Annotated in this window: 17 protein-coding genes; 10 read left to right on the forward strand and 7 right to left on the reverse strand. The window is 47.0% G+C overall.

Annotated features, from left to right (window positions below):
- Positions 1-374 precede the first annotated feature (374 nt).
- Positions 375-2,603 (reverse strand): formate C-acetyltransferase, encoded by a 2,229-nt coding sequence (pflB, locus tag QUB12_RS05780; RefSeq protein WP_333305911.1) that lies wholly within the window; start codon positions 2,601-2,603, stop codon positions 375-377.
- A gap of 420 nt (positions 2,604-3,023) precedes the next feature.
- On the opposite strand from pflB, the gene QUB12_RS05785 reads away from it, so the two are divergent.
- The gene (locus QUB12_RS05785; protein WP_333305913.1) at positions 3,024-5,744 is read left to right on the forward strand and encodes a bifunctional acetate--CoA ligase family protein/GNAT family N-acetyltransferase; all 2,721 of its coding nucleotides are present in this window, start codon (positions 3,024-3,026) and stop codon (positions 5,742-5,744) included.
- Positions 5,745-6,114: 370 nt separating this feature from the next.
- On the opposite strand, the gene QUB12_RS05790 is transcribed toward QUB12_RS05785, so the two are convergent.
- Entirely contained in the window at positions 6,115-6,717 is a 603-nt protein-coding gene (locus QUB12_RS05790) for a superoxide dismutase (protein WP_333140780.1), read from the reverse strand.
- Between the two features lie 381 nt (positions 6,718-7,098).
- Here QUB12_RS05790 and QUB12_RS05795 point away from each other — a divergent pair, with 381 nt between their 5' ends.
- Positions 7,099-7,638 (forward strand): phosphate-starvation-inducible PsiE family protein, encoded by a 540-nt coding sequence (locus QUB12_RS05795; RefSeq protein ID WP_333105942.1) that lies wholly within the window; start codon positions 7,099-7,101, stop codon positions 7,636-7,638.
- A 443-nt stretch (positions 7,639-8,081) separates the two neighbouring features.
- Positions 8,082-8,204 (forward strand): hypothetical protein, encoded by a 123-nt coding sequence (locus tag QUB12_RS05800; RefSeq protein WP_333305915.1) that lies wholly within the window; start codon positions 8,082-8,084, stop codon positions 8,202-8,204.
- Between the two features lie 144 nt (positions 8,205-8,348).
- Here QUB12_RS05800 and QUB12_RS05805 read toward each other — a convergent pair whose 3' ends face one another.
- Positions 8,349-8,900 carry a peroxiredoxin gene (locus tag QUB12_RS05805; protein ID WP_333140602.1) on the reverse strand — a complete coding sequence of 184 codons (552 nt, stop codon included), beginning with the start codon at positions 8,898-8,900 and terminating at the stop codon, positions 8,349-8,351.
- Between the two features lie 119 nt (positions 8,901-9,019).
- On the opposite strand from QUB12_RS05805, the gene QUB12_RS05810 reads away from it, so the two are divergent.
- Positions 9,020-10,369 (forward strand): peptidylprolyl isomerase, encoded by a 1,350-nt coding sequence (locus QUB12_RS05810; protein WP_333140604.1) that lies wholly within the window; start codon positions 9,020-9,022, stop codon positions 10,367-10,369.
- An 80-nt stretch (positions 10,370-10,449) separates the two neighbouring features.
- Here QUB12_RS05810 and QUB12_RS05815 read toward each other — a convergent pair whose 3' ends face one another.
- A complete protein-coding gene (locus QUB12_RS05815) occupies positions 10,450-11,163 on the reverse strand; it encodes a tetratricopeptide repeat protein (RefSeq protein ID WP_333305917.1) in 714 nt (237 codons plus the stop codon).
- Positions 11,164-11,701: 538 nt separating this feature from the next.
- Between QUB12_RS05815 and QUB12_RS05820 the strand changes: the two genes are divergently transcribed.
- The 4 genes from QUB12_RS05820 to QUB12_RS05835 all read left to right on the forward strand — a co-directional run bounded on the left by QUB12_RS05820 (position 11,702) and on the right by QUB12_RS05835 (position 17,472).
- Complete coding sequence (locus QUB12_RS05820) at positions 11,702-12,406, forward strand: pentapeptide repeat-containing protein (RefSeq protein ID WP_445300656.1); 705 nt, start codon at positions 11,702-11,704, stop codon at positions 12,404-12,406.
- A 728-nt stretch (positions 12,407-13,134) separates the two neighbouring features.
- Complete coding sequence (locus tag QUB12_RS05825) at positions 13,135-13,866, forward strand: cytochrome c biogenesis protein CcdA (protein WP_445252019.1); 732 nt, start codon at positions 13,135-13,137, stop codon at positions 13,864-13,866.
- A 315-nt stretch (positions 13,867-14,181) separates the two neighbouring features.
- Positions 14,182-15,594, forward strand: coding sequence for a cytochrome c biogenesis protein (locus QUB12_RS05830; protein ID WP_333305919.1), 1,413 nt, complete (start codon positions 14,182-14,184; stop codon positions 15,592-15,594).
- A gap of 411 nt (positions 15,595-16,005) precedes the next feature.
- Positions 16,006-17,472 (forward strand): TerB family tellurite resistance protein, encoded by a 1,467-nt coding sequence (locus tag QUB12_RS05835; protein WP_333305921.1) that lies wholly within the window; start codon positions 16,006-16,008, stop codon positions 17,470-17,472.
- 126 nt (positions 17,473-17,598) lie between these two features.
- Here the strand turns inward: QUB12_RS05835 and queF are convergent, their stop codons facing one another.
- Positions 17,599-18,018 carry a preQ(1) synthase gene (gene queF, locus QUB12_RS05840; RefSeq protein WP_006633986.1) on the reverse strand — a complete coding sequence of 140 codons (420 nt, stop codon included), beginning with the start codon at positions 18,016-18,018 and terminating at the stop codon, positions 17,599-17,601.
- A gap of 145 nt (positions 18,019-18,163) precedes the next feature.
- Between queF and QUB12_RS05845 the strand changes: the two genes are divergently transcribed.
- A complete protein-coding gene (locus QUB12_RS05845) occupies positions 18,164-18,760 on the forward strand; it encodes a hypothetical protein (protein ID WP_333140615.1) in 597 nt (198 codons plus the stop codon).
- Between the two features lie 84 nt (positions 18,761-18,844).
- Here QUB12_RS05845 and speD read toward each other — a convergent pair whose 3' ends face one another.
- Both speD and QUB12_RS05855 read right to left on the reverse strand, forming a co-directional pair.
- Positions 18,845-19,267, reverse strand: coding sequence for an adenosylmethionine decarboxylase (gene speD, locus QUB12_RS05850; RefSeq protein WP_190743421.1), 423 nt, complete (start codon positions 19,265-19,267; stop codon positions 18,845-18,847).
- A gap of 253 nt (positions 19,268-19,520) precedes the next feature.
- Positions 19,521-19,724, reverse strand: coding sequence for a hypothetical protein (locus QUB12_RS05855; RefSeq protein WP_333140617.1), 204 nt, complete (start codon positions 19,722-19,724; stop codon positions 19,521-19,523).
- A 73-nt stretch (positions 19,725-19,797) separates the two neighbouring features.
- On the opposite strand from QUB12_RS05855, the gene QUB12_RS05860 reads away from it, so the two are divergent.
- A complete protein-coding gene (locus QUB12_RS05860) occupies positions 19,798-24,705 on the forward strand; it encodes an ATP-binding protein (protein ID WP_333305924.1) in 4,908 nt (1,635 codons plus the stop codon).
- Positions 24,706-25,105 lie beyond the last annotated feature (400 nt).

Below are 25,105 nucleotides of genomic sequence, written 5' to 3' on the forward strand. Positions count from 1 at the left end.
GACTGTTGACTGTTGACTGTTGACTGTTGACTGTTGACTGTTGACTGTTGACTGTTGACTGTTGACTGTTGACTGTGAACTCGAATTTACTATTCCGATGCTAACGGATTTGATATGAGGGGGAGGGCGGGCTTAACAATAGCCGGAAAACTTTTCGGATCTCTTGTTTATAGCCGAGGCTCGCTCCCCCTGGCCAAGGGCGGGCACGGGGGCACCGCCCCTACGAAGGGGGATTTTCCGAGTTTCCGGTTCTCCCTTTCTTAAGGCTAGGGGGGATTGAGCTTAATTGTTTAACAGCTTCTTCAGTCCCCCTCTGTTCGGATGAAAGTTTGACTCTTGAGCGGTTGAAACCGCCGAGTTTTTTCTGCTGGGATTTAGACGCGCTCGTGGAAAGTCCGTTTAATCACATCTAATTGTTGTTCGCGGGTAAGTTTGATGAAATTAACCGCATAACCGGAGACACGAATTGTTAGCTGGGGATAGTTTTCTGGATGTTCCATCGCATCTAGTAATGTTTGCCGATCGAGGGCGTTAACATTGATGTGATGGCCGCCATCGTGGAAGTAACCGTCTAACAGACCAACTAGGTTATTAGTCCGATCGCTCTCCATTCTGCCCAAGGCCTGCGGTACAATCGAAAAAGTATTCGATATGCCATCTTGACAATCACTGTAAGGCAGTTTTGCTACAGAAGATAAGGATGCGAGCGCCCCACAGGAATCTCGGCCGTGCATCGGGTTAGCACCGGGAGCAAAGGGTTCGCCTGCTTTACGTCCGTCGGGAGTGCTACCAGTTTTTTTGCCGTACACTACGTTAGAGGTAATCGTTAGTACCGATTGAGTCGCTACAGCGCCGCGGTAGGTTTTGTGCTGGCGAATTTCGTTCATGAAGCTTTGCACAAGTTCGATCGCCAGACTGTCTACGCGATCGTCATTATTGCCGTATTTGGGATATTCTCCTTCGATCGAGTAATCCACTGCCAAACCTTGCTCGTTGCGGATCACCTTAACTTTAGCGTGTTTAATCGCCGATAGGGAGTCCGCCACCACAGAGAGTCCGGCAATTCCGCAGGCCATTGTCCGGTAAACATCGCGATCGTGCAATGCCATTTCTAGCCGTTCGTAGCAGTATTTGTCGTGCATATAGTGAATGACATTCAACGTATTGATATACGTTTTTGCCAACCACGCCATCATGTCGTGGAACCGGGCTCTTACCTCGTCATAATCGAGATATTCGGTAGTAATCGGTGGGAACTGCGGCGCGATTTGGTCGCCGGACTTCTCATCTTTACCGCCGTTAATCGCATAGAGCAAAGTCTTAGCCAAGTTAACTCGCGCGCCGAAAAACTGCATTTGCTTGCCAATTCGCATGGCAGAAACACAACAGGCGATCGCGTAATCATCGCCGTATTGAGGACGCATCAAGTCGTCGTTTTCGTACTGAATCGAACTCGTATCGCTGGATACCTTGGCACAGAATTCTTTGAAGTTTTCCGGCAAGTTTTCCGACCACAAAACAGTGAGGTTTGGTTCTGGTGCAGTACCGAGGTTTGACAGGGTGTGCAAGAATCGGAAACTGTTACGAGTTACCAATGTTCTACCGTCAGTGCTTATACCGCCGATCGCCTCTGTTACCCAAGTTGGATCGCCAGAAAACAGAGCGTTATAGTCGGGAGTCCGCAAAAACCGCACCATGCGGAGTTTCATTACAAAATGGTCGATCAGTTCTTGCAATTCCACTTCGGAACTCGCGCCACTTTGCAAATCGCGCTCGAAATAAATGTCTAAAAACGTCGATACGCGGCCCAGAGACATCGCTGCCCCGTTTTGTTCTTTCACTGCTCCCAAGTAGCCAAAATACACCCACTGGACAGCTTCTCGTGCGTTTGCCGCCGGACGGCTAATATCAAAGCCGTAGCTAGCCGCCATTTCTTTTAACTCAAACAAGGCCCGAATTTGCTCGGATAACTCTTCGCGCAAACGAATTGTTGCCTCGTCCATCGCCTCTAGTTCGAGTGATTCTTGCTGGGTTTTTTTATCATCAATTAGGCGATCGACACCGTACAAAGCAACGCGCCGATAGTCACCGATGATGCGCCCGCGTCCATAGGCATCTGGTAAACCTGTGATGATACCAGAACGTCTCGCCAGACGCATCGAGCGCGTGTAAACATCGAATACACCATCGTTATGAGTTTTGCGATATTTCGTAAATATTTCTTCTGTTTGCTCATCTAGCTGATAGCCGTAAGCTTCTAAACCGGCCTTGACAACGCGAATTCCGCCAAAGGGCATAATCGCGCGTTTCAAAGGTTTATCTGTTTGCAAACCTACTATTTGTTCTAAGTCGCGATCGATGTATCCTGCTGCATGAGCCGTGATAGATGTGGGAACTTTTGTATCAACATCCAATACACTTTTTTCGCGCTCTTGCTTCATTAATTCCAGAACTTTTTGCCAAAGCTGCTGGGTTTTTTCGGTTGGTGCTCTGAGAAATTCTGCATTCCCTTCGTAGGGGGTGTAATTCTTTTGGATGAAGTCTCTGACGTTGACTTCGTTTGTCCAGTTGCCTTCAGTAAAGCCGTGCCATTCTGCAAACATAGCTTGCTTTCCCCTCAATTTTTTGTTAGCGATCGATCTTTTCTTCTTCGACCACTACATCTAGTATATATTTAATTTCACTATTTTAAATCCTCAGTTCGCTATTTGTTACAAAAGTTGACTTGCTAATTCCGTGGGAAGAATTAAGATAGATAGTAGGCAGAGCATCCTGTTGAATTATTGTTGAGGAAGCTCTGACAAACTTGGCTCCCCAACTAACACTTGGACAACGGAAATGTTGTTTAAGGGCGGGTCGGTCGGCAACGGGCAAGGAGATTTTTGGGTCACGAACCGCGAACACGAGAGAAAGATGAAGAAAAAGCCGAAAAAGAGTTCGGATTTGATTCGGTGATTGTTATCGAAAGCAGAGCAATATTAATTGCTGATTAATTGAAGAAGGGTATTATGCAGATAAATTCAATGAATCAAAGCACTGCGAGCGATCGGGCTCACGATATTTGGAAAGAACAGCGTCATCCGCTCGATCGGATTTTTCGGCCTCGCTCCGTGGCTGTAATCGGCGCAACAGAGAGAGAAGGAAGCGTCGGACGAACTCTCCTGTGGAACTTGATTCGGAATCCGTTTGGCGGAACAGTTTTTCCAGTGAATCCCCAGCGCCACAGCGTCTTGGGACTCAAGTCTTATCCTGACATTGCTAGCGTCCCGGAAGTAGTGGATCTGGCGGTGATTGCTACGCCTGCTGCTGGGGTGCCGCAAGTGATCCGCGAATGTATCGCTGCTGGGGTGAAAGGGGCAATTATTGTTTCTGCTGGGTTTAAAGAGATTGGCGCGGCTGGGGAGGCTTTAGAACAGCAAGTTATGGCCGAGGCGCGTCGGGGCGGAATGCGGATTATCGGCCCAAATTGCCTCGGGGTGATGAATCCTGTGCTTGGGCTCAATGCTACTTTTGCAGGTACGATCGCCCGTCCGGGTAATGTCGCCTTCATCAGTCAAAGCGGCGCCCTCTGTACTTCGATTCTCGACTGGAGTTTGGGGGAAAATGTCGGTTTTAGCGCTTTTGTGTCGATCGGCTCTATGCTTGATGTCGGTTGGGGCGATCTGATCGAGTATTTCGGGGACGATCCCCATACCCACAGTATCGTTTTGTACATGGAATCTATGGGTGATGCTCGTTCGTTTCTGTCCGCCGCCCGCCCAGTGGCGATCGACAAACCGATCATCATTCTCAAGGTAGGACGTACCGCCGCCGCCGCCCAAGCCGCCGCTTCCCATACGGGGGCTTTGACCGGTAGCGATGACGTGCTTAACGCTGCTTTCCGCCGCTGTGGCGCGTTGCGCGTACATACGATTTCCGATTTGTTCGACATGGCAGAAATTCTGGCCAAGCAACCGCGACCGCAGGGAAACCGCCTATCGATCGTCACCAATGCAGGAGGCCCAGGGGCGATCGCCACTGATGCCTTAATTAGCGACGGCGGTGCGCTGGCAAATCTGTCACCGGAGACGGTGCAGAAGCTTGATGAGTTTTTGCCCCCTCAGTGGAGTCATCACAACCCGATCGATATTTTGGGCGATGCTAGTAGCGATCTTTACGCCAAAACTCTAGAAGTTGTCGCTCCCGATCCCAATAGTGACGGATTGCTGGTCATCCTGACGCCACAAGCGATGACAAATCCCACCCAAACCGCAGAAAAACTCAAGTCTTACAGCAAACTCGGAAAGCCCTTATTAGCAAGCTGGATGGGCGGTGTGGAAGTGTCAGCGGGAACGCAAATTCTCAATCAGGCAAATATTCCGACTTTCCCTTATCCCGATACCGCCGTCAGGTTATTCAACTATATGTGGCGGTACACATACAACCTGCGCGCTATCTACGAAACGCCATCTCTCCCCGCTGATTGCGAAATCGAGACTTCCGGGTGTGCGACTGCTGCGAAGATTTTGACTGCCGCGGGCCAAAATAATCGCACTCTATTAACCGAGTACGAATCAAAACAGTTGCTGGCAGCTTACGGCATTCCCACCGTAGCGACAGAAATTGCAGCAAGTGCGGCCGAAGCTGTGGAAATTGCCGATCGCCTCGGTTATCCAGTGGTGCTAAAACTCCATTCTGAGACGATTACTCACAAAACCGATGTGGGGGGTGTAAAACTAAATTTAGGCGATGCTAACGCTGTAATTAGTGCCTTTGAGGCGATCGCCCAGCGGGTACGGGCGATCGATCCTGCAGCGTTTCTTGGCGTAACCGTGCAGCCGATGGTGCATTTGGAAGGCTATGAACTAATTTTGGGTAGCAGTATTGACCCACAATTTGGGCCGGTGATGCTGTTTGGTTCCGGCGGACAATTAGTGGAAGTCTTTCAAGATCGATCGCTAGCACTTCCGCCTTTAAATACCACCCTAGCGCGGCGGATGATGGAGCAAACTCGCATCTATAAAGCTTTGCAAGGAGTGCGCGGTCGATCGGCAATTGACCTGGTACAACTCGAACAGTTATTAGTTCGTTTCAGTCAACTGATTGTAGAGCAACCTCAAATTGCCGAGATTGATATTAATCCGCTGTTGGTTTCTCCTGAAGGTGCGATCGCTCTTGATGCCCGCGTTGTTCTCCAGACAACAGAAAACCGCATTTCACCCGCGATTCGCCCCTATCCTACGCAATACGTTCAAAAATGGTCAACGGAGGGCGATCGTCCCCTCACCATCCGTCCCATTCGCCCAGAAGATGAGCCGCTGATGGTGCTCTTCCACAAAGAACTTTCCGAAGAGAGCGTGTATTTGCGTTACGCTCACATGGTAAAGTTAAAGCACCGCATCGCTCACGAACGTTTGACCCGGATTTGTTTTATTGACTACGATCGGGAAATGGTGTTAGTAGCCGATCGTCAAGACCCGGAAACCTCAGAACACCGGGTTTTGGGAGTAGCGCGTCTGAGCAAACTCCACGGCACAAACCAAGCCGAATTTGCGCTGATCGTTAGCGATAGCTATCAGAAGCGCGGTTTGGGAACAGAATTATTGAGGCGGATGCTGCAAATTGGTCAGGAAGAGAAATTAGAGGCGATCGTTGGCTACATTCTCAATAGCAACTACCAGATGCAGAGCCTCTGTAAAAAACTAGGATTTGAACTCCAACCAGACCGAGACGAAGGAATGTTGAAAGCTGTTTTTGTCTGCTAAGCTGTGGAGCATTTAAACCACTAACGAGGCTTGTATGGTGCGTCAGGAGTGAACACTTACGCGCTTATGCGGGAAACACTTCTGTACGCTCCGCACCCTACAATCGTCTTTTAAATGCCGAACAGCTTAATAGCAAGTTTGGTTAAACTGATATCTTGCACCATTCTCAATTAGCCGTAGGGGCGGGTTCGCCAACAGCCTTAAAGCTTGCAAATAGGTTCTATAAACCCGCCCGACCCCACGAAAAATCCTCTTATTGATATTGCTGCAAGATGTCAGGTTAAATAATTCTCATTCATCACCACTAAAGTCCTCACTACAAACCGATAAAGTTTGTAGTGAGGACTTTAGTCCTCAAACTAAGATGCTACTAAGCCGCAGCCAAATTTGCTGCTGCGAAATCCCAGTTAGCCAAATTATCCAAGAAATTAGTAATGTAGTCGGGACGGCGGTTTTGGAAATCCAAATAATAAGCGTGTTCCCACACATCCAAAGTCAGCAACGGAGTTTGACCGTGTGCTACGGGGGTGTCAGCGTTAGCTGTTTTGGTAACTTTCAAAGTACCGTTGTCCACAACCAGCCAAGCCCAGCCGCTACCGAACTGAGTTGTCGCAGCAGTCTTAAATTCTTCTTTGAATTTGTCGAAGCTGCCGAAGTCGGCGTTGATTTTCTCAGCTAAAGCTCCTGTCGGAGTGCCACCGCCGCCCGGTGCGAGGGAATTCCAGAAAAAATTGTGGTTCCAAACTTGACCTGCATTGTTGAAAATGCCAGCTTTGGATGGGTCTTTAGCAGATTCCTTGACAATTTCTTCAAGGGATTTGCTCGCCATTTCAGTTCCTTCAATCAGTTTATTCAGATTGGTCACGTAAGCAGCGTGGTGCTTGTCGTGGTGGAACGAAAAAGTGTTGGCCGACATATGACCTGACTCTAGGGCGTCAGCGGCGAAGGGTAATGGTGCAAGTTCAAATGCCATTGTGTTCAATCCTCTCTGGATTACTTTTGGTTTTTGGGCTAACTTTCCGGCTTTTGTATGATTAAAGCCGAGAGTCGCTAGCTTGAGTTTATCAAGCTGTGGTAAATAATTCTTTACAATTTTCATATTTTATAGCAGTTGGGGCATTCCAGCATTCAGACTTGTATTTTTTAGATATCAAAGCTACTTATTGCAGGTTTCACATAGCATAAAGTATCACTAAATGTCAAGCCACCGGGGTGGCAAATAAAAGTGTGTGTGAAATTGTCAACCGAGCGAAATTTTATGAGACTGATAAATAGATTAAACCTGTAAATTGTCAAAGATTAACCTAAGTTCAATTAAGCTGTAAGGAAGTCAAACAAGTTGCAGGAGCTGTCAATGGAAAAGCGTTTAAACAACTCGTCCAGTCACCCCCCTCAATGGTTGAATCTTCAATTAATCGTCACCGCTCTGGAAACAGTCCAAGACTTAATTGTAATTTCCCTATGTATTGGTTTGTTTTGTTTCATGGTGCTCGAACTGCGAGAAATGTTCTTCTCGCTGCTACCTCCTTTGAATTTCCAGGAAGTCACTGCCGACATTCTATTCTTATTGGTTTTGGTGGAATTATTTCGCCTGCTAATTATTTATTTACAAGAGCAGCGGGTTTCGATAGGTGTGGCTGTGGAAGTTTGTATAGTATCTGTTTTGCGAGAAGTTATCGTGCGGGGAGTGCTGGAAACTCCCTGGGTTCAAATATTATCAACAGGCGCATTTTTGCTGGTTTTGGGAGTGTTGTTGGTAGTCCGAGTTTGGTTGCCGCCAACCTTCGAGGGAATTGACCCGGAACGCCGCCTTGCTAGCAGAAATAGAAAATTTTCAGAGCCTGAATCTTCTTCGGAGCCTCTTGCAGTCAATAGCAAGTTTAATTCTCATTGAATATGGCATGACAGGCGATTTTAGATTTTAAATTTACTCTGATATTGCTTGTCACGTTACCAGCCATCATTTCCCGTAAAACTGAGATGTTGCACCATTGTCAATAAGGGGCTCTCCTGCCCGTTCCACAAAGAGTAGATTTTCTCGTGGGGAGTAGGGGTTGGGCAGGAGAACCCACCCAAAAAAGGATTATTGAGAATGCAATACGCTTGGGTTAAGCTCGATCCCCCGGCGCCTAGGGCGGGCACTCTTGGCACCGCCCCTACGAAGGGGAGTAGGGGGTGGGACAAGAAATTACTCAAAGTCAACCCCTACTCCCCAACAATCAGGGGGAGTAGGGGGTATGCGAGGGGGATATAGCCCGGAATAAATAGTTTTAACCCAAGCGTATTGATTGAGAATGGTGCAAGATGTGAGGTCAAATCAACGGGAGCATCTCACCTTTGCAGCCCTCCGCTAGAAATTGGAGTTTTGAGGCAGGAGGCAGGAGGCAGGAGGCAGAAGGAAAGAGGCAGAAGGAAAGAGGCAGAAGGAAGGAGCCAGAAGAAGTATTTTTACAAATATGAGATGCTCCCAAATCAACCTGATAACGTTTGCAGTGAAGACTAAAATCATCTGCATTTTCAGAGGATTTTAGTCCTTACTACAAACACAAGCTTCCTCAGTCATTCCCAATTCTTCCAATCTAAAATCTAAAATCTAAAATGGTATTACCCGTTAGCCTGCAATTCCCCCAAACGGGCAAACACTTCTTTAGAATGAATCGCCGGATTAATCTTCACAAAAGTTTCCCGCAAAATGCCTTCAGGGTCAATAATAAAACTGTGCCGCGCCGAGATAAAACTCATCCAAGAACCGTAAGCTTTACTCACTTTACCATCCGTATCAGCTAACAGCGGAAACTTTAAACCTTCCGAATCGCAAAATTCCGCGTGGGAGTTGACATCATCAGCGCTAATACCGATAATTTGAGTATTCTTTGCCAAGTATTTCGGCAAGTCTTCCTGAAATCTCCGTGCTTCGATCGTACATCCCGATGTAAAGTCTTTCGGATAAAAATAGACTACCAGCCACTTACCGCGATAATCGGACAGGGAGACTTGTCCCTCGCCGCTGTTTGTCGGCAAACTAAAATCCGGTGCCGCTTCATTCAGCGTCGGAAGCTTGCCACCGAGGGCCAATGCAGGTGTGGCAAAATTGAAACTTAGAACAACTAGACAAATTGCCAATAAAGTGCTAAAAAACTTGCGACGGGACATCATAAATTTAGAAGTAGAACTGTACTTAAGACAAGTTTACAGTTTTCTGATTAAATGGGTAAGGGCAATTCGCGGATTGCTTCTAAAACCCAACGATCACTCACTCAAATAGCAATTTACCCATGAGCGCTGCACTCCCGTTAACAGGCAAAGCTATAGTAGTCCAGGTAATTAACGGTCAACCCGTTACGATCGAAGTAGACGGCACTAATGCCCCGATTACTGGGGGAAATTTTGTTGACTTAGTTGAACGTGGCATTTACGACGGGGTGATGTTTCACCGAGTTGTGCGCCAGCCAGAGCCTTTTGTGGTGCAAGGAGGCGATCCGCGCAGCAGAGATACGACAATTCCCGCAAGTCAATTGGGAACGGGTAATTTTATTGACCCGGATACCAATCAGCCGCGTTTTATTCCTTTGGAAATTAAGCCACAAGGGGCCGCGCAACCTGTTTACAACCAAGTTGTAACCCAGACGCCGCAGTTGCCGCACACTCGCGGGGCTGTGGCAATGGCTCGTTCTAATGCTTTGAATTCTGCTTCTTCGCAGTTTTATTTTGCTTTGGATGATTTGCCATTTTTGGATGGTAATTATGCTGTTTTTGGCAACGTTATTCAAGGTTTTGAAACGGTGAATGCGGTGCAGCAGGGCGATCGCATTTCGACTGCAAAAGTCGTTCAAGGAATCGTTCCCAGTCGGGTTTCTAGCATAGTTAGCGATGTTAATGCGCTTAACGCTTTAATCAATAGTACCAATTTCGTAAATCTATCTTTGCGAGCGCTCAGACTGTCAAACACCACCAATAACTATCAAGTCACTTCCCAAGACTCTCAGCAAAATCCCAGCGGTGTAGTGGGAGGTAGCGGCAACAATGCGATCCTCGGTTCACCCACGGATGATGCAATTAATGGCAGCCAAGGCAACGATACCCTCACGGGCGAAGCGGGTGACGACTTTCTCAGAGGCGGCAAAGGTAACGACTCCATTAGCGGAGGTGTTGGCAACGATATTCTGATTGGCAATTTCGCTGACGATATTCTCAATGGTGATGCTGGTAACGACTTTTTGCGAGGCGGTCAAGGGAATGATATCTTAATTGGTGGTGATGGCAATGATATTTTGATTGGAGATACAGGCAACAATACTCTCACAGGAGGTAGTGGTGCAGATACTTTTGTTTTGCTCGGAGTAGATCCTGCTTCTCTTCCTTTTATTACCCTACCCCCGACAAGTCATACAATAGTTGATTTTAGACCAGAGGAAGGCGATCGCATTGCTTTGACAGGAAATTTATCCGATACTACATTCACTCAATCTGGAAGCAATACTGTAATTAACTTGGCAGCGGCTTCTACTGTGGTACAAAATGCTACCGTCGCCTCTGTTCAAAATGCAGCCTTTGCAATTCCTTTATCTAGGATTCCTAGTGCTCCTAACCCTCAACCTACCGATGCAGCCTTGAGAATTGGCTAACTTTAACTAGAGGTGTAAGGTGCGCTGCACCTTACCCAATTCCCAATTCCCAATTCCCAATTCCCAATTCCCCAATTCAACTAATACCATAGCTGGCTAATTTTAGAAACCGCATCTTGATAAGAATCCATTCTCCCCTGCAGCTTAAAAAGCCCTGCCGCCTTCTGAAAATCCTCAAATGCTCCCTGAACCTCTCTCAATTTATATCTAATCACTCCTCGGTTAAAGTAAGCTTTAGCAAAATCGCTATCGAGGCGAATTGCTGACTCAAAATCAGCTAGTGCTGCCAGGGAATTCTCCATTTGCAGGCGGATAGCACCTCGGTTAAAGTAAGCTTGGGCTAAATTGGGGTTCAGCAGCAGTGCCGAGTTGTAATCTGCGATCGCCGCAGTATAATCTTTTAAACCAGTCAGCATAAAACCGCGATTGCTGTAATACTTGGCTCGGTAAGGATTGAGTTTGATGGCTGTAGTTAAATCTTCGATCGCCGATTGCTTGTAGCCTAATTTGTAGCGGGCCACACCGCGATCGTTATAAGCTGACGCGAATTGCGGATTAATGTTAATTGTGGCAGTAAAATTTTTAATAGCGCCGTGCAAGTCTTGTTGTTCGAGATTTTTTAAACCCTGAGTGTAAAACTTTTTGGTAATAACTTTTAAATTTGCCTCTTGTCGGGATTCAGCTTGCTCCCCCGGAAATACTTTGCCTGCAATATTAGTGAATCCCAAAGATTCGATCGAATTGAAAATAGTTGTGACAACTAATTGGCTTGGGAGAAGGGGGATAGTAGGCATGGGAGGAGTGGTGTTCAACTGTATGCACTTATTTTCCTCCATACTTCAGCTACTGACAGTGATATCCGTAGTCTCAGGAACGTGATAAGTTTGATGAGATTTGGTGATGCTGGGGCTTGAGTTGTGTGATGAAAGTTGGGCTTAGTTAGTGATGACGATCGCAATTGTGAACAAATGCGTCTACAACCCTTTAAATATAAGGTTTTCAGGCTAGCTTGGCGGTTTCTTTCTTCCCATAGTGAGCAGTTCCTACCGGGATTGTTTGCAGGTAGGCCCCTGGGGGAGCGATCGCAACTGCCCGCAGCAAGTATTACTTTGTAGCGATATTCGATCGGGATTTGTCCATCGAACACGGCCATCTTAAACCCGGTTTTTACTCACGCCCAGAGCACCATTCTCGCTTAACAGGCTTTCCGGCCTGTTCCACAAATTACTAATATTTTTGAGTAATCTTGCTGAGGAAAGTTGCAGATTATTTGCTATGCTTTGATTAGACATCAATAATTAATGGCGCAAATTAGTGTCAATGAAAAGAGTTATGAGGTTGAAAATTTTCTTCGCGGCCGTATTGGCGATCGTCCTGTTCACTCTCTACTTAACTCCTCCTGTGATGGCCGCGAATGGGGAGGATTTGAGTCACCTATTAAAAGATAATTGGTGCGTCAGCTTTCTCTGGAAGCAATGCGATTTGAGCGCTGTCGATTTGCGGGGAGCTAATCTCCAAGAAGCCAATTTGTCCGGCGCTAATTTGTCCGGTGCTAATTTGTCCGGTGCTAACTTAAAAAATGCTGACCTTTCTGGCGCAGACCTCAGTGGCGCTAATTTAGCAAATGCTGAGATTTTAGGCACGGATCTCAGTCGAGCCAATTTGACCGAAGCTAATTTCAACGGCACGAAGTTGTGGGATGCTAATCTGACTTTGGCAAATCTGAGCCGCGCCAATTTACAAGATGCTAATGTCTTAGATTCTCGACTTTGGGGAAGCAATCTCACGGAAGCTAATTTAACGGATGCGACGCTGCACGGTGCTGATTTGCAATATGCTAATTTAGCCGACAGTAATTTGAGAGGTGCTGACTTGCACAGCTTCTTTTTCCGAGGTTCCAAACAAGTCACAAATTTGAGCAATGCTAATTTAGAAGGTGCTACTTTAACGGGAGCAAATCTCAGAGGTGCGGTGCTGGCAGGGGCAATAATGCCGGACGGGTCTATTAATGAAGAAAGTGGCTTGAATTTACAGTAGAGTAAAATTAAAGTCTGCTTGAATAATTTCAACAACAGGCTTTCGGGCTGATTTCGCAGTGAATGAATTATCGGGTGTAGCTGCGCCCGTTGCCAACAGCTTGTTGAGGAGGCTGTCAATCGATTTTAGATTTTAGATTTTAGATTTTAGATTGAAGCCTTGACCCCACGGATAAATTCGGGGGCTCCTTTATCGGATACAGGTTTTTATTTCTGGGTCCTGAGTCTGCGAAGGAATGAATCCGGGGGCTTGTATCCTGGATGCTTGCGGTCAAGATATCAATTTAAACCAGGGTGCGATCGACCTTTTAACTCCCAAGCTGCGCCCATTGCCAACAGCTTGTTGAGGATGCTGTCAAGATATCAATTTAAACCAGGGTGCGATCGACCTTTTAACTCCCAACCAGTAAATATCGCTAAAATCTAAAATCTCAAACCGAACCTGCGCGCATCTGTTACAATTTTCAACAAAGCCAGAACACCCCCGAACCTGAAGTCACCTGCCTAGGGCTACAAGCCCCCGACAGGAGTCGTGAAGAGCAAAAATATTAGGTATTTAGTTGAAACTCCCAGATTCATCTGTAGAGTCAATCTAAAATCTAAAATCTAAAATCTAAAATCGATGGGCTGTGGAGTCAATCTAAAATCTAATAATCTAAAATCTAAAATCTAAAATCGATGGGCTGTGAGTCAATCTAAAATCTAAAATCTAAAATCTAAAATCGACTGATGGAAACCCTGCAAACTCAACTTTACGAACTCGCACAATTTGCTAATAATTTAGTAAATACTCAACTGACAAACCTCAGTTTAGTCAGCGTCGGAGTCATCTTTCTGGCAGGGTTGCTAACGAGCTTAACACCCTGTATGCTTTCCATGTTGCCGATCACGATCGGCTACATCGGCGGATACGAAGCAAAAAGCCGCCTGCAAGCTGCCGCCCAGTCTGCGTGGTTTTCCCTGGGATTAGCCACCACCCTTGCGGGTTTAGGTATTGTAGCATCATTTGCCGGACAAGTTTACGGGAAAATTGGCGTGGGTTTGCCGATTCTTGTCAGCATTATTGCTATTCTAATGGGGCTGAATTTACTCGAAGCTTTACCCTTGCAACTGCCGTCTTTCGACGCTGTGGGGTGGGTGCCGAAAGATTTGCCGGCGGGCGTGCGATCGTACTTATTGGGCTTAACTTTTGGTTTAGTAGCGTCTCCCTGCAGCACGCCGGTTTTAGCTACACTCTTAGCTTGGGTTTCCAAAACGGGAGATACAGTTTTAGGTGGTGTGTTGCTGCTGTTTTACGCTGCTGGCTACGTCGCTCCGCTGATTATAGCAGGTACTTTTACTGCTAGCATTAAAAAGTTGTTAGAATTACGTCGGTGGTCGAGTTGGATTACGCCTTTTAGCGGCGTTTTGCTAGTAGGATTTGGTGTTTTCTCCCTGCTTTCCCGGATACTTCCCGCGTAAGGTTCGTACTCAGGGCTTCAGCCCTTATTTATAGATATGGCAATCACTACGAAATGCGTGAATTAAGTTTTTTTTAACGAACCGCGAAGACGCGAAGAACACGAAGGAAGAAAGAAAGAAAAGAGAAAGAATTCAAAATTGATTGAAACTTTTTCAATAAAAATAATAATATTGGGTTCATCTTTTTTTTCCCTCCTTTCTCTTCCTTCTCCCTTCTTCCATCCGTTACATCCGTTACACAATCCGTTGCCGAACTTCCTTCCATCCGTTACATCCCGTACATTGCTCGTTGCCGAACTTCCTCCATAATTACCAATGACATCAAAAGAAGTATTTCTATCAAAACTCTCAAACTGGGCGACAGCCCCTCAAAGGTTTTTCAAGCGAGAAATCTTGCCGGTGCTAGCAGATTTGCGGCTGGCAATTATCTTGCTGCTGACGATCGCATTTTTCAGCATTTCTGGCACTGTCATCGAACAAGGCCAATCAGTACCCTTTTACCAATCTAACTATCCAGAACACCCCGCTTTGTTCGGCTTCCTAACTTGGAAAGTTGTGCTAATTGCAGGACTTGACCACGTATACCGCACTTGGTGGTTTTTGTCAATCCTCATTTTGTTCGGCAGCAGCTTAACAGCTTGTACATTTACCCGACAATTTCCCGCACTAAAAGCCGCCCGCCGCTGGAAATTTTATGAAGAACCAAAGCAGTTTGAAAAATTAGCTCTCAGTGCGGAATTAGAAACAGTTGCTTTAAGTTCGTTAGAACCACTTTTGCAGCAAAAAAATTACCGCATATTTCGAGAAGGCGAAAAAGTTTATGCCCGCAAGGGAATAATTGGTAAAATCGGCCCGATTATTGTTCACGCCAGTATGCTAATTATTTTAACTGGGTCGATATGGGGCGCAATGACGGGATTTCTCGGTCAAGAAATTGTTCCCAGTGGCGAAACATTTCAGGTGCAGAATATCCTGGATGCGGGGCCTTGGGCCGGGCCGCAAATACCGAAGGATTGGTCGATGCGAGTTAATCGGTTCTGGATTGATTATACTCCCGAAGGCGGAATCGACCAATTTTACTCTGACCTGTCAGTTTTGGACAAAACAGGCCAAGAGGTCGATCGCAAAACCATTCACGTTAACGAGCCCCTCAGATACCGGGGAGTCACTTTTTATCAAGCAGATTGGGCAATAGCCGCCGTGCGAGTTCGCCTCAACAAAAGCCCGGTTTTACAATTGCCAATGGCTCAGCTAGACACTCAAGGTAAAGGCCGAATTTGGGGTGCTTGGATTCCGACAAAACCCGATTTGAGTGCAGGAGTTTCTCTGCTAGCAAAAGACTTGCAAGGAACGATGTTAGTGTACGGTACGGATGGCAAATTGTTAACTACTGTTCGCGCAGGCACAGCGGTGGAAGTTAACGGAGTGATGCTGACAATTGACGAAGTTGTAGGCAGTACGGGATTGCAAATTAAAGCCGATCCGGGCATTCCGATCGTTTATACTGGCTTTGGGTTGTTGATGCTTAGCGTGCTGATGAGCTATCTGTCTCACTCGCAGATTTGGGCTTTGGAAACCAACGGCAAACTATACGTCGGCGGGCGCACAAATCGCGCTCAGGTGAGTTTTGAGAGAGAAGTTGTGGAGATTTTGGACAAGTTGGCAGAATCTAAAAAAGAGGAAGAAAAGGGCGAAATAGCGCCGACTTCTCTAGCTAGTCAAAATTAATTTTATGGTGGGCATTGCCCACCATTGATGTCAACAACCAGGTAAAAGGTAGTATCAGTCTTCTGTCTGAGTCACAATCCCCTCGATCTCTCCTAGCCCCCCTTAAAAAGGGGGAAGAGCATTCAAAGTCACGCCCTACTCCCTTTTTAAGGGGATTTAGGGAGATAGAGACTCGACTACAAGCGACCTTCATTATGGGTTGGAGCCTGGTTGGTGACACGAATGCAATAGATTTTATATCGGAAAATAAGTGAATTTACGTAAATTATGGTACTGCTAATCAGGGAATTTTTAATAAAAGTCAGTGACTATACAATTGTAAATCTTCACAACAAGAGATATCATCTACAAATAGTTATTTAAAATTTAAAACCTCAATAACTATGGCTCAATTTATCCTGGTATTTTTTTATGCCAATTATCGTTCCTTTTGTCCTTCAAACAGTTTTACCTATACTCAGTGCGCTTTTCGCTCTTTTGATTCCTGTACTGGCTCCTGTTATCAAGTTCGCTCTGACTCGCATTCCCAAAATTCCCTCATATATTCGGCTCCTCAAAATTTTGTATTCAGATATTGACTCATCTGCCAAAGAGCGAAAAATTATTACTGTTGGACTACTGGTAATTAGTAGCATTGTGACTTTCATGGCTTATTCCGTTATACCTTGGACGGGTGTACCCCTGATCGGTGCTATTACCAGTCCCATTGCTGGCGCTATTGCTCTTGTGGTGGCACTGGCACTTTTAGATATGATTTTTGACATGAATAAAGGCTATTACTTAGAGCGACTAAGAGGAAAAGGTTTTGCTGGATTAAATGACATAGAAACCGATATTAAAGATTTAAAAGATATTTTTGGCCAATCCTGGAAGAAAGTTAAATCTACTATTAACGATGCCAGCCAGAAAATTTATGAAGAGGGCTGTAAGCGTGGCATCAACTTTAGTGATAAATCTTATCAAAGCTATATCGATCGTGAATTAGAAGGATTGAATGTATATGTTGGTAAAAATTCAGTTGCAGAGTATGAAGGTATAAGTGCCGACTTATTAAAGCAAAATAAGGGGCAAGATTGGACAAAAGATGCTTTTGCACTAGGGACAGGTGCAACTGTAGGGGCTTTGGCTGGTGTTGGCGCTTCAGCAGTTGCGACCTCAGTATTTGCGCCGGCTAGTATTTGGACAACTATCCACAGCATTCCTTTGATTGGGGGCTTGGTGGGCAGTTCAACGGGTATTGTTGTCAGTGCAGGGTACTACTCATTACTAACATTTGCTGCTCCTGTTGGACTGGGAGTATTAGCAACTGTCGGGATTTACAGCGGTCTGACGGGCTGGAAAAATCAAGAAGAAGCTGCCAAGATGAGCAAGTTTTTATCAGAGATAATTATTGCTGCTTTACCAATGGCTTGGATTGATGGTCAATTAGATGACAAGGAGAAAGATACTATAGATAGATTGATGACTACCTCCGGTATGAGAAAGGAAGAGCGAGATTTAGTTCGCAAAGCCATAGAACAACGGCAAAAATTTGATGAAATCATGACAACGAGTATTCCTTTTGATGAAGAACATCGGGAAAAAAGTTGTAGTCAAAGCAATAAAGAGCGACTAAAGCATCGCCTAATATTATGTACAGCTTGGGAGATTGCCGTTGCTGATGGCAAAATTGATTTGTCAGAATTACATCTTCATAACTGCATGGCAGATAAGCTAGGTATTTCTCGTGAGGAGGTGAAAGAAATCCGGCGGGCGATAAACATCAAGCATGAGCAAGAGCTTTGGCTGACGGAAGCCTTAGAACCAAAGGGTTCCAAGACTAAGTTATTGAGCGTCCGCGAACAATACCGCCTCCAACCAGCAGCGGATAATCTTTAGTCTTTGATAACAATTTATCTAGTTAAGTGAGCAAGGGCTAAAAAAACAGAATACTCAGATACCCGACTTCTTTAAGAAGTCGGGTATCTGAGTATTCTGATAACGCACATTTAAAGGCTGAGCCTTCTACTTCTGGTGCGACACCTCAATCACGGTGTGTACATTCCCCCGCGGCGAAAAATCGCCCTTAATCGTCGCTTCCAGCGGCGCGCAAGCCGCCACAAAATCGTCTAAAATTTGATTGATCGATTCTTCGTGAGAAATGTAGCGATCGCGATAACTGTTAACGTACAGTTTCAGCGCTTTTAACTCTACCACCCGCTCGTCTGGCACGTAAGTAACGTGAATAGTCGCAAAATCGGGATAGCCAGAAAACGGACACTTGCAAGTAAACTCCGGCAAAGTGATGTTAATCGAGTAGCGCCGCCCGACTCGCGGATTCGGGAAAGTAATTAACTCCCCTTCCAAAATCTGGCGTTCGCCGTATTTCATTTCTTCGGTGCTTGACTTTTGCGACATAGTTTGTTCCGGTGCGTAGTTGTTCATAGCGATTGACCAAAAACTTGTAACATTAAATTAAATTTACGTTCAATATCTGTAACAAATATCTTGACGAATTGTGTTGCGATCGATCTAATTGCAAATAGTCTCAGGCTAAACTAAAACAAGTTCACCCTCGCCATCTACAATTATGCAAAATACTACCTTATCTGACAATACTTCCCCCGAAAACTCAAATAGTTACTCTCCATCGGTACCGATTTCCCTCTATCGAGAAGTCACGGCAGAGCTCCAAGCAGCCCAAGCGATGGTGGACTCCCTCAAAACCCACAATCAGCAATTAGTCCAACAAAATCAACAACTCCGGCGAGAAGTAGAAACAGTAGTTCAAGTATCCCAACAGTTACAGCAAGTAGTCAACTCGGCTCAGAGCGTCACCCAGACAGGAATGCCTCAAATGCCGTCAGTCAAATTCAATTTCAGCATTGAACCTCCGCCCCCACCACCTGTAACCTCGCAGACTAACTCTGCCATACCTCAACCACCTCAGACAGTGGCTTTCCCCTTCCCAATACCGGAACCGGAGCCAACAGCCACCTCAATGCCGCAGCCACTTCCCGAAAAATTATTTACAGAGGTGCCAGAAACTCCTTACCGTGTGCGATCTCAACTCAAAAAAACCTCAGATTTAAGCGGATTGTGGTTGGCGATCGCGATTTTTCTGATTGTGATTGCAGCTTTCGGTGCAGGTTATTTAGTTGTCCGCCCTTTATTAATGAAAAAGTAAATTCCAACAAGAATCCCACGGCTCAAGCCGTGGGATTTTAAACAAAACCTAGCATAAATTGTTCAAAGTTACGCTAATTGGCCATCATCCTCTGGCGGCAATCGTTTCTACTGAACGAGGGGCATACTGCTCTTCACAAGCAGAACCTACGATTCCCACCCCTGGCTCGAAACCGCGCGTGAACTCAGTGAGTTTTACCTGTTTAGCTTCCAAAGCTGTCTGTAGCACCTTCATGGCTCGGTGAGGGTCGCCGGCTCCGCAGAAAAATAAATCTGCAGCAAAATAACCGTGTTCAGGCCAAGTATGGATTGCTATATGGGACTCTGCCAAAGTAGCAGTAGCTGTCACTCCGTGAGGACTAAACTGGTGTACGCACAAATCGATGAGAGTAGCTCCTCCGGCTTCGATCGCATCGAGAATAGCGCGGCGGATACGTTCAGGATCGTTGAGCAGGTCTCCAGGAGACTGCCAAGCATCAGCGACCAGATGGGTTCCCAATTGTTTCATTCTGCGGGGTTTTACCTCTATTGAAGTTAAGTCTCAAACCTTTTAACGTTAGCACGATGTCAAAAATTTTGCAAGTATTTTTCACAAAGAAAGATGCAGGTTAGGAGAAGTACGCATCACCAACCGCTTGCGGTATAGTGGGGTCGAACTGTCTCACAGGCAGAGGCCACTAATCGAATTCGTGTTATTTCAGCGCTGCCAAGTTCTTCTCAAACCACCTTGTTTGATTAAAGCGATCTTTTGTTTCCATTGGCTAAAAACCAAAGCTCGATCGTTCCGGCCGTGACGGAATTGATATGAGATCGAAAGGCAAAAGATGCACGGCTATCCTCTCATGCGTAAAATTCGCCACAGCCGGAACGATCGCCCGCCGGGCCGATTCCAGCGCTCGCTCTGGCAGCCTATGCTGTAAAAGTTGACCAGCAACAGGCGATCTCCGCTGGGTTTCTGGCGTCACCTAGCTAAACCCGCCCGGTCAGCCGAGATAGTATCGTTGCCCGTTGGTGTGGGCTCAATGGAAAGACAAGCGCATGATCCAGCAGTATCAACTCGTTGAACAGATTTTTGCAGGCAATAGCGAGATGGCGATGCTGATGCGATCGCACGATTGGTCGCTTTCTGCCCTTGGTGCCGTTGAAACCTGGCCTCAAAGCTTGAAAACCGCGATTCGGATCATCTTAGGCTCTCGCTACCCCATGTTCGTCTGGTGGGGACAGCAGATGACCAACTTTTATAACGATGCTTACATTCCTGTCCTCGGCAAGCGACATCCGCAAGCACTAGGTCAGCCTGCGTCACGGGTATGGGCTGAAGTCTGGGACACGGTAGGGCCGCAAGCAGAAGCGGTTTTGAACCAGGGACAATCGACGTGGAATCAAGAATTGCTTCTGGTTCTGGAGCGCAACGGGTATACAGAGGAAACCTACTTTACCTTTTCCTACAGTCCGGTGGCGAATGATGATGGCCCAGTGGGGGGCGTTTTCTGCGCCTGTAGCGAGGAGACTCAGCGCGTGTTGAGCGATCGCCGCTTGGCAACGTTGCGCGAATTAGCAGCAGAAACAGTCACTGCCAAGACGCAAGAAGCAGCTTGCCAGATTTCCGCCACCGTATTGACCAATAACGCCTATGACATCCCGTTTGCGCTGTTTTATCTACTCGATGGCGAAAGCGAGCTCGCACGACTCGCGGGTACAACCAGGTTAGCAGCCGGAACCCTTGCCTATTGTGAGGCGATCGAGCTTACATCCGCCCAAAAGTGCCAGTGGCAATTGAAGCAAGTCATCGAGACGGGCGAAAGCAGAATCATTGAAGATTTGGAGGCGCAATTTGGACTTTTACCGGGCGGCGCGTGGTCCGGGTCTCCTCATCAAGCGGTAGTTCTACCACTAGCTCGATCAGGAGAAACCTTCGGGTTCCTGATTGCTGGGGTGAGTCCGCTTAGAACGTTTGATGATGATTACAAAGGTTTTTTTGAGTTGATGGCAGGGCAGGTGACAACAGCGATCGCCAACGCCCAAGCTTACGAAGAAGAGCGTAAACGTGCCGAAGCATTAGCTGAGTTAGACCGTGCTAAAACCACGTTTTTTAGCAATGTGTCTCACGAATTCCGCACGCCACTCACCTTAATGCTGTCGCCGTTGGAAGAAACGATCGCGAATTTGAATGGAACAATTCCACCTCAAGAACGCGAACAATTACAGTTGGTGCAGCGTAACGGAATGCGACTGCTCAAACTCGTCAATAGCTTGCTCGATTTCTCACGCATCGAAGCAGGTCGAGTCCAGGCCGCTTATGAACCTGTAGATTTGGCAACCTATACGGCGGAACTTGCCAGCACGTTTCGATCGCTGATTGAACGGGTGGGAATGTCGCTAATTGTTGACTGTCCACCCTTGCCCGAAGCGATTTATATCGATATCGAGATGTGGGAAAAAATTGTTCTCAATCTATTATCAAATGCTTTTAAGTTTACGTTAGCGGGAACAATTACTGTTCGATTGCAGTGCGGCGAAAATTGTGTTGAATTATCAGTTGCAGATACAGGAGTCGGTATTCCGTCCGAAGAACTACCGCATTTATTTGAGCGATTTCATCGAATCAAAAACTCGCAAGGGCGGAGTTTTGAAGGTTCCGGCATTGGGCTATCGCTAGTACAAGAACTCGTCAAACTACATGGGGGAGCGATCGATGTCACCAGCACTTTTGGACTGGGAAGTTGCTTTACAGTGACGATTCCCACCGGAACAGCTCATCTGCAGCCGGAGCGCATTGGTGCCAGTCGCAGGTTAGCATCAACGGCGTTAGGCGCGATGCCATATATCGAAGAAGCTCAACGCTGGTTGCCAGAAGGCGATTTTAGATTAGAAGAATCGAGCATGGCTCCATCCACTCATGAACTCGTCAATCAACCCGCTCAATCTAAAATCCAAAATCTAAAATCTAAAATTCTCCTGGCCGATGATAACGCTGATATGCGCGATTATATTCGACGACTCCTGAGCGGTTCTTATATTGTTCAAACCGTCGCCGATGGCATTGCCGCATTGACTGCCATTGAGAAGAATCCACCCGATTTGGTATTGACAGATGTGATGATGCCGGGGATGGATGGGTTTGAGTTGTTGCGATCGCTGCGTTCTAATCCCGCAACCCAAGACATTCCCATCATTCTATTATCAGCCCGCGCGGGCGAAGAAGCGCGTATTGAAGGACTCGCAGCCGGCGCCGACGACTATCTGATTAAACCCTTCTCGGCGCGTGAACTGCTGGCAAGGGTAGAAGCAAGTTTGAAGCTGGCACGGCTACGACAGGAAGCAACTGTGCGAGAGCGAACCATTTTGGGGCGGGTGACCGATGCGTTTATGGCAATGGATCTCGACTTTCGCTTTATCTACGCCAACGAATCGGCACAACGAGTGTCGCGAACCCCCCTAGAAGCAATGCTGGGCAAAACGATGTGGGAAGCCTTCCCAGGCACGATCGGCAATCAGTTTGAAATCCAGTGTCGCCGATCGCTCAGCGAGCAAATCGCGGTGGAATTTGAGGAATATTATGCGCCGTTTGATTTGTGGCTAGAGGTTCACGTTTATCCTTCACCGACGGGGCTGTCTCTTTTCTTCCGGGATATCAACGATCGCAAAAAAATTGAGCAGGAACGGGAACGGTTTCTGGCCGTCGGTTCGGATTTGCAAGTGATTACGGGCATAAACGGGTATTTCCACTGGGTCAGCCCAACCTTTGAACGAACCCTCGGCTGGACACCAGACGAAATGACATCCCGCCCCTGGACTGAGTTTGTGCACCCGGACGACTTGGACACCTCCATTGCAGAAACCGACAGTCTGTTCTCCGGTAACAAAACCTTTACGTTTGAAAACCGTTACCGCCACAAAGATGGCTCCTATCGCTGGTTTATCTGGAATGCCCAGCCGCACCCAGAAGAACAAGTGATTTACGGTGCTGCCGTTGACATCACCGAGCGCGTGCGCGTCGAAAACGAGCGCCAACGGGCGGAAGCAGCCTTGCGTGAAAGCGAGGAGCAGAGCCGGAATATTATAGAGAGCATTGGTGAAGCATTCTTTGCCGTGGATGAGAACTGGCGGTTCACCTACGTCAATCAATTTGCCGAAACCTTGCTCGATCGCACTCCGGGTGATTTGATTGGCAAGAATTTATGGGAAGAATACCCAGGACTGATTGGTAGCGAGTTTGAGCCGATCTACTGGAGCGCCATGCGCGATCGCCTGCCTGCGTCACTGACGGCGTTTTATCCCGACCACGATCGTTGGTACGAAGTCCGCAGCTACCCTGCCGCACAAGGAGTCACCGTTTATTTCAAGAATGTCACCGATCAAATTCAAGCGGAAGCAGCCCTGCGCCAATCGGAGGAACGGTATCGAACGCTGTTTGAGTCGATCGATGAAGGCTTTTGCATCATTGAAGTGCTGTTTGATGCCAATAACACGCCGATCGACTACCGCTTCTTGGAAATCAATCCTGTCTTCGAGCAACAAACAGGACTTCGACAAGCCGTTGGTAAAACGGTGCGTCAGTTAGTTCCAGATATTGAAGACCACTGGATTAAGGTTTACGGACAAGTCGCCCTGACGGGTAAATCCGTCCGCTTTGAAAATGGCTCCGAAGTAATGAACCGTTGGTTTGACGTTTATGCTTGCCGCACCGGGCAGCCAGAAGCCCGAAAAGTGGCGCTCGTGTTTAAAGATATCAGCGATCGCGTTTCGCACGAAGCTGAACGCGAACAACTCCTGCAACTAGAACAGACAGCACGAGAAGCCGCCGAACGTGCCAACCGCATTAAAGACGAGTTTCTGGCAGTGCTGTCTCATGAGTTGCGATCGCCCCTCAACCCTATTCTCGGCTGGTCGAACTTGTTACAGCGAGGGAATCTGGACGCTACAAAAACGGCTACCGCCCTTGCCACGATCGAACGCAACGCCCGACTCCAGTCACAACTGATTGATGACCTGCTCGACATCTCCCGCATTATGAGTGGCAAACTGAGTTTGAATCGGATGTCCGTTGACTTGAATATGGTGATCTCAGCCGCCTTGGAAACCGTTCGACTAGCCGCCGAAGCCAAGTCGCTGGAAATTAAAACAACTTTTTCACCCTCCCAGGGAATGGTAATGGGCGATTCCGGGCGTTTGCAGCAAGTAATCTGGAATCTTTTATCCAATGCCGTGAAATTCACCCCTCAAGGCGGGCAAATTAGCGTTAGGTTAACCCAAAGTAGAACTCATGCCCAGATTCTTGTCACCGATACTGGAAAAGGCATCAATCCTGACTTTCTGCCTTATGTGTTTGAGCATTTTCGGCAAGAGGATGGAGCCACAACTCGTAAATTTGGGGGTTTGGGATTGGGGCTGGCGATCGCACGGCAAGTTGTTGAGATGCACGGTGGCAGAATTTGGGTTGAAAGTAGGGGTGAAGGACAGGGAGCCACCTTCACCGTTGAACTTCCCCTCTTGCATACCGCGAATCGGGTTGAAGAAGTTGCCGATACAACTGAAGTTCGATCGAACGATCTTCACCTTGCCTCTCTGCGCGTGTTGGTTGTGGATGATGAACCGGATTCACGCGAGTTTGTGGCGTTTGTAGCCCAACAAGCCGGAGCCAAAGTGACTGCCCTTGGGTCTGCGATCGAGGCACTGCAACTGCTCTCAACCACACCCTTCGATATCCTCCTGTGCGACATCGGAATGCCGGATATGGATGGCTATATGCTAGTGCGGCAAATGAGAGCTCTACCACCAGAGCAGGGCGGGCAAATTCCGGCGATCGCCCTGACTGCTTATGCTGGAGACTTTAATCAGAACCAAGCTCTTGCTGTTGGGTTTCAACGTCATCTTGCAAAACCTGTTGAACCCAATGAGTTAGTCCAAGCAATCGTGACATTGCTAAGGAAACTGAATCGCTGACTGCGAATTTTAATAGATTGTCTGCGATCGAAAATCTATAGCAATCCTAAATCATTTGCATAATTATTGTAGGGGCAATCCCCCCGTGGTTGCCCGATAGATAGGGGGTAGGCACGGGGAGTAGGGGTAGCACTACCCCTACAAATTTATCTGAATCATTTAGGATTGCTATATATAAACCCGCCTCGCACAACCAATTACTCAATTCTGACTCCTGGCTCCTGAATTCTTTATTGTCAAAAGTTTTGAGTTTTAAATTAAAGATTATTTAACTTAAAACTCAAAACTATTTTCCCTTAATCAACTCCTCATATCAATTCCTGCTGCGCCGGAATGATATCAAATCCGCGCTTCATAGTAGGGCGTAAAGTCGAATCCCAATGCCAACAAATAATTCGCG

It is taken from the genome of Microcoleus sp. B7-D4 (genome assembly GCF_036705125.1).
Lineage (GTDB): Bacteria > Cyanobacteriota > Cyanobacteriia > Cyanobacteriales > Microcoleaceae > Microcoleus.

What these genes read in the sequence shown, in the direction of transcription:
- pflB (WP_333305911.1), bottom strand. Translation starts at nt 2,603, where the DNA reads ATGTTTGCAGAATGGCACGGCTTTACTGAAGGCAACTGGACAAACGAA.
- QUB12_RS05785 (WP_333305913.1), top strand. Translation starts at nt 3,024, where the DNA reads ATGAATCAAAGCACTGCGAGCGATCGGGCTCACGATATTTGGAAAGAA.
- QUB12_RS05790 (WP_333140780.1), bottom strand. Translation starts at nt 6,717, where the DNA reads ATGGCATTTGAACTTGCACCATTACCCTTCGCCGCTGACGCCCTAGAG.
- QUB12_RS05795 (WP_333105942.1), top strand. Translation starts at nt 7,099, where the DNA reads ATGGAAAAGCGTTTAAACAACTCGTCCAGTCACCCCCCTCAATGGTTG.
- QUB12_RS05805 (WP_333140602.1), bottom strand. Translation starts at nt 8,900, where the DNA reads ATGATGTCCCGTCGCAAGTTTTTTAGCACTTTATTGGCAATTTGTCTA.
- QUB12_RS05810 (WP_333140604.1), top strand. Translation starts at nt 9,020, where the DNA reads ATGAGCGCTGCACTCCCGTTAACAGGCAAAGCTATAGTAGTCCAGGTA.
- QUB12_RS05815 (WP_333305917.1), bottom strand. Translation starts at nt 11,163, where the DNA reads ATGCCTACTATCCCCCTTCTCCCAAGCCAATTAGTTGTCACAACTATT.
- QUB12_RS05820 (WP_445300656.1), top strand. Translation starts at nt 11,702, where the DNA reads ATGAGGTTGAAAATTTTCTTCGCGGCCGTATTGGCGATCGTCCTGTTC.
- QUB12_RS05825 (WP_445252019.1), top strand. Translation starts at nt 13,135, where the DNA reads ATGGAAACCCTGCAAACTCAACTTTACGAACTCGCACAATTTGCTAAT.
- QUB12_RS05830 (WP_333305919.1), top strand. Translation starts at nt 14,182, where the DNA reads ATGACATCAAAAGAAGTATTTCTATCAAAACTCTCAAACTGGGCGACA.
- QUB12_RS05835 (WP_333305921.1), top strand. Translation starts at nt 16,006, where the DNA reads ATGCCAATTATCGTTCCTTTTGTCCTTCAAACAGTTTTACCTATACTC.
- queF (WP_006633986.1), bottom strand. Translation starts at nt 18,018, where the DNA reads ATGAACAACTACGCACCGGAACAAACTATGTCGCAAAAGTCAAGCACC.
- QUB12_RS05845 (WP_333140615.1), top strand. Translation starts at nt 18,164, where the DNA reads ATGCAAAATACTACCTTATCTGACAATACTTCCCCCGAAAACTCAAAT.
- speD (WP_190743421.1), bottom strand. Translation starts at nt 19,267, where the DNA reads ATGAAACAATTGGGAACCCATCTGGTCGCTGATGCTTGGCAGTCTCCT.
- QUB12_RS05860 (WP_333305924.1), top strand. Translation starts at nt 19,798, where the DNA reads ATGATCCAGCAGTATCAACTCGTTGAACAGATTTTTGCAGGCAATAGC.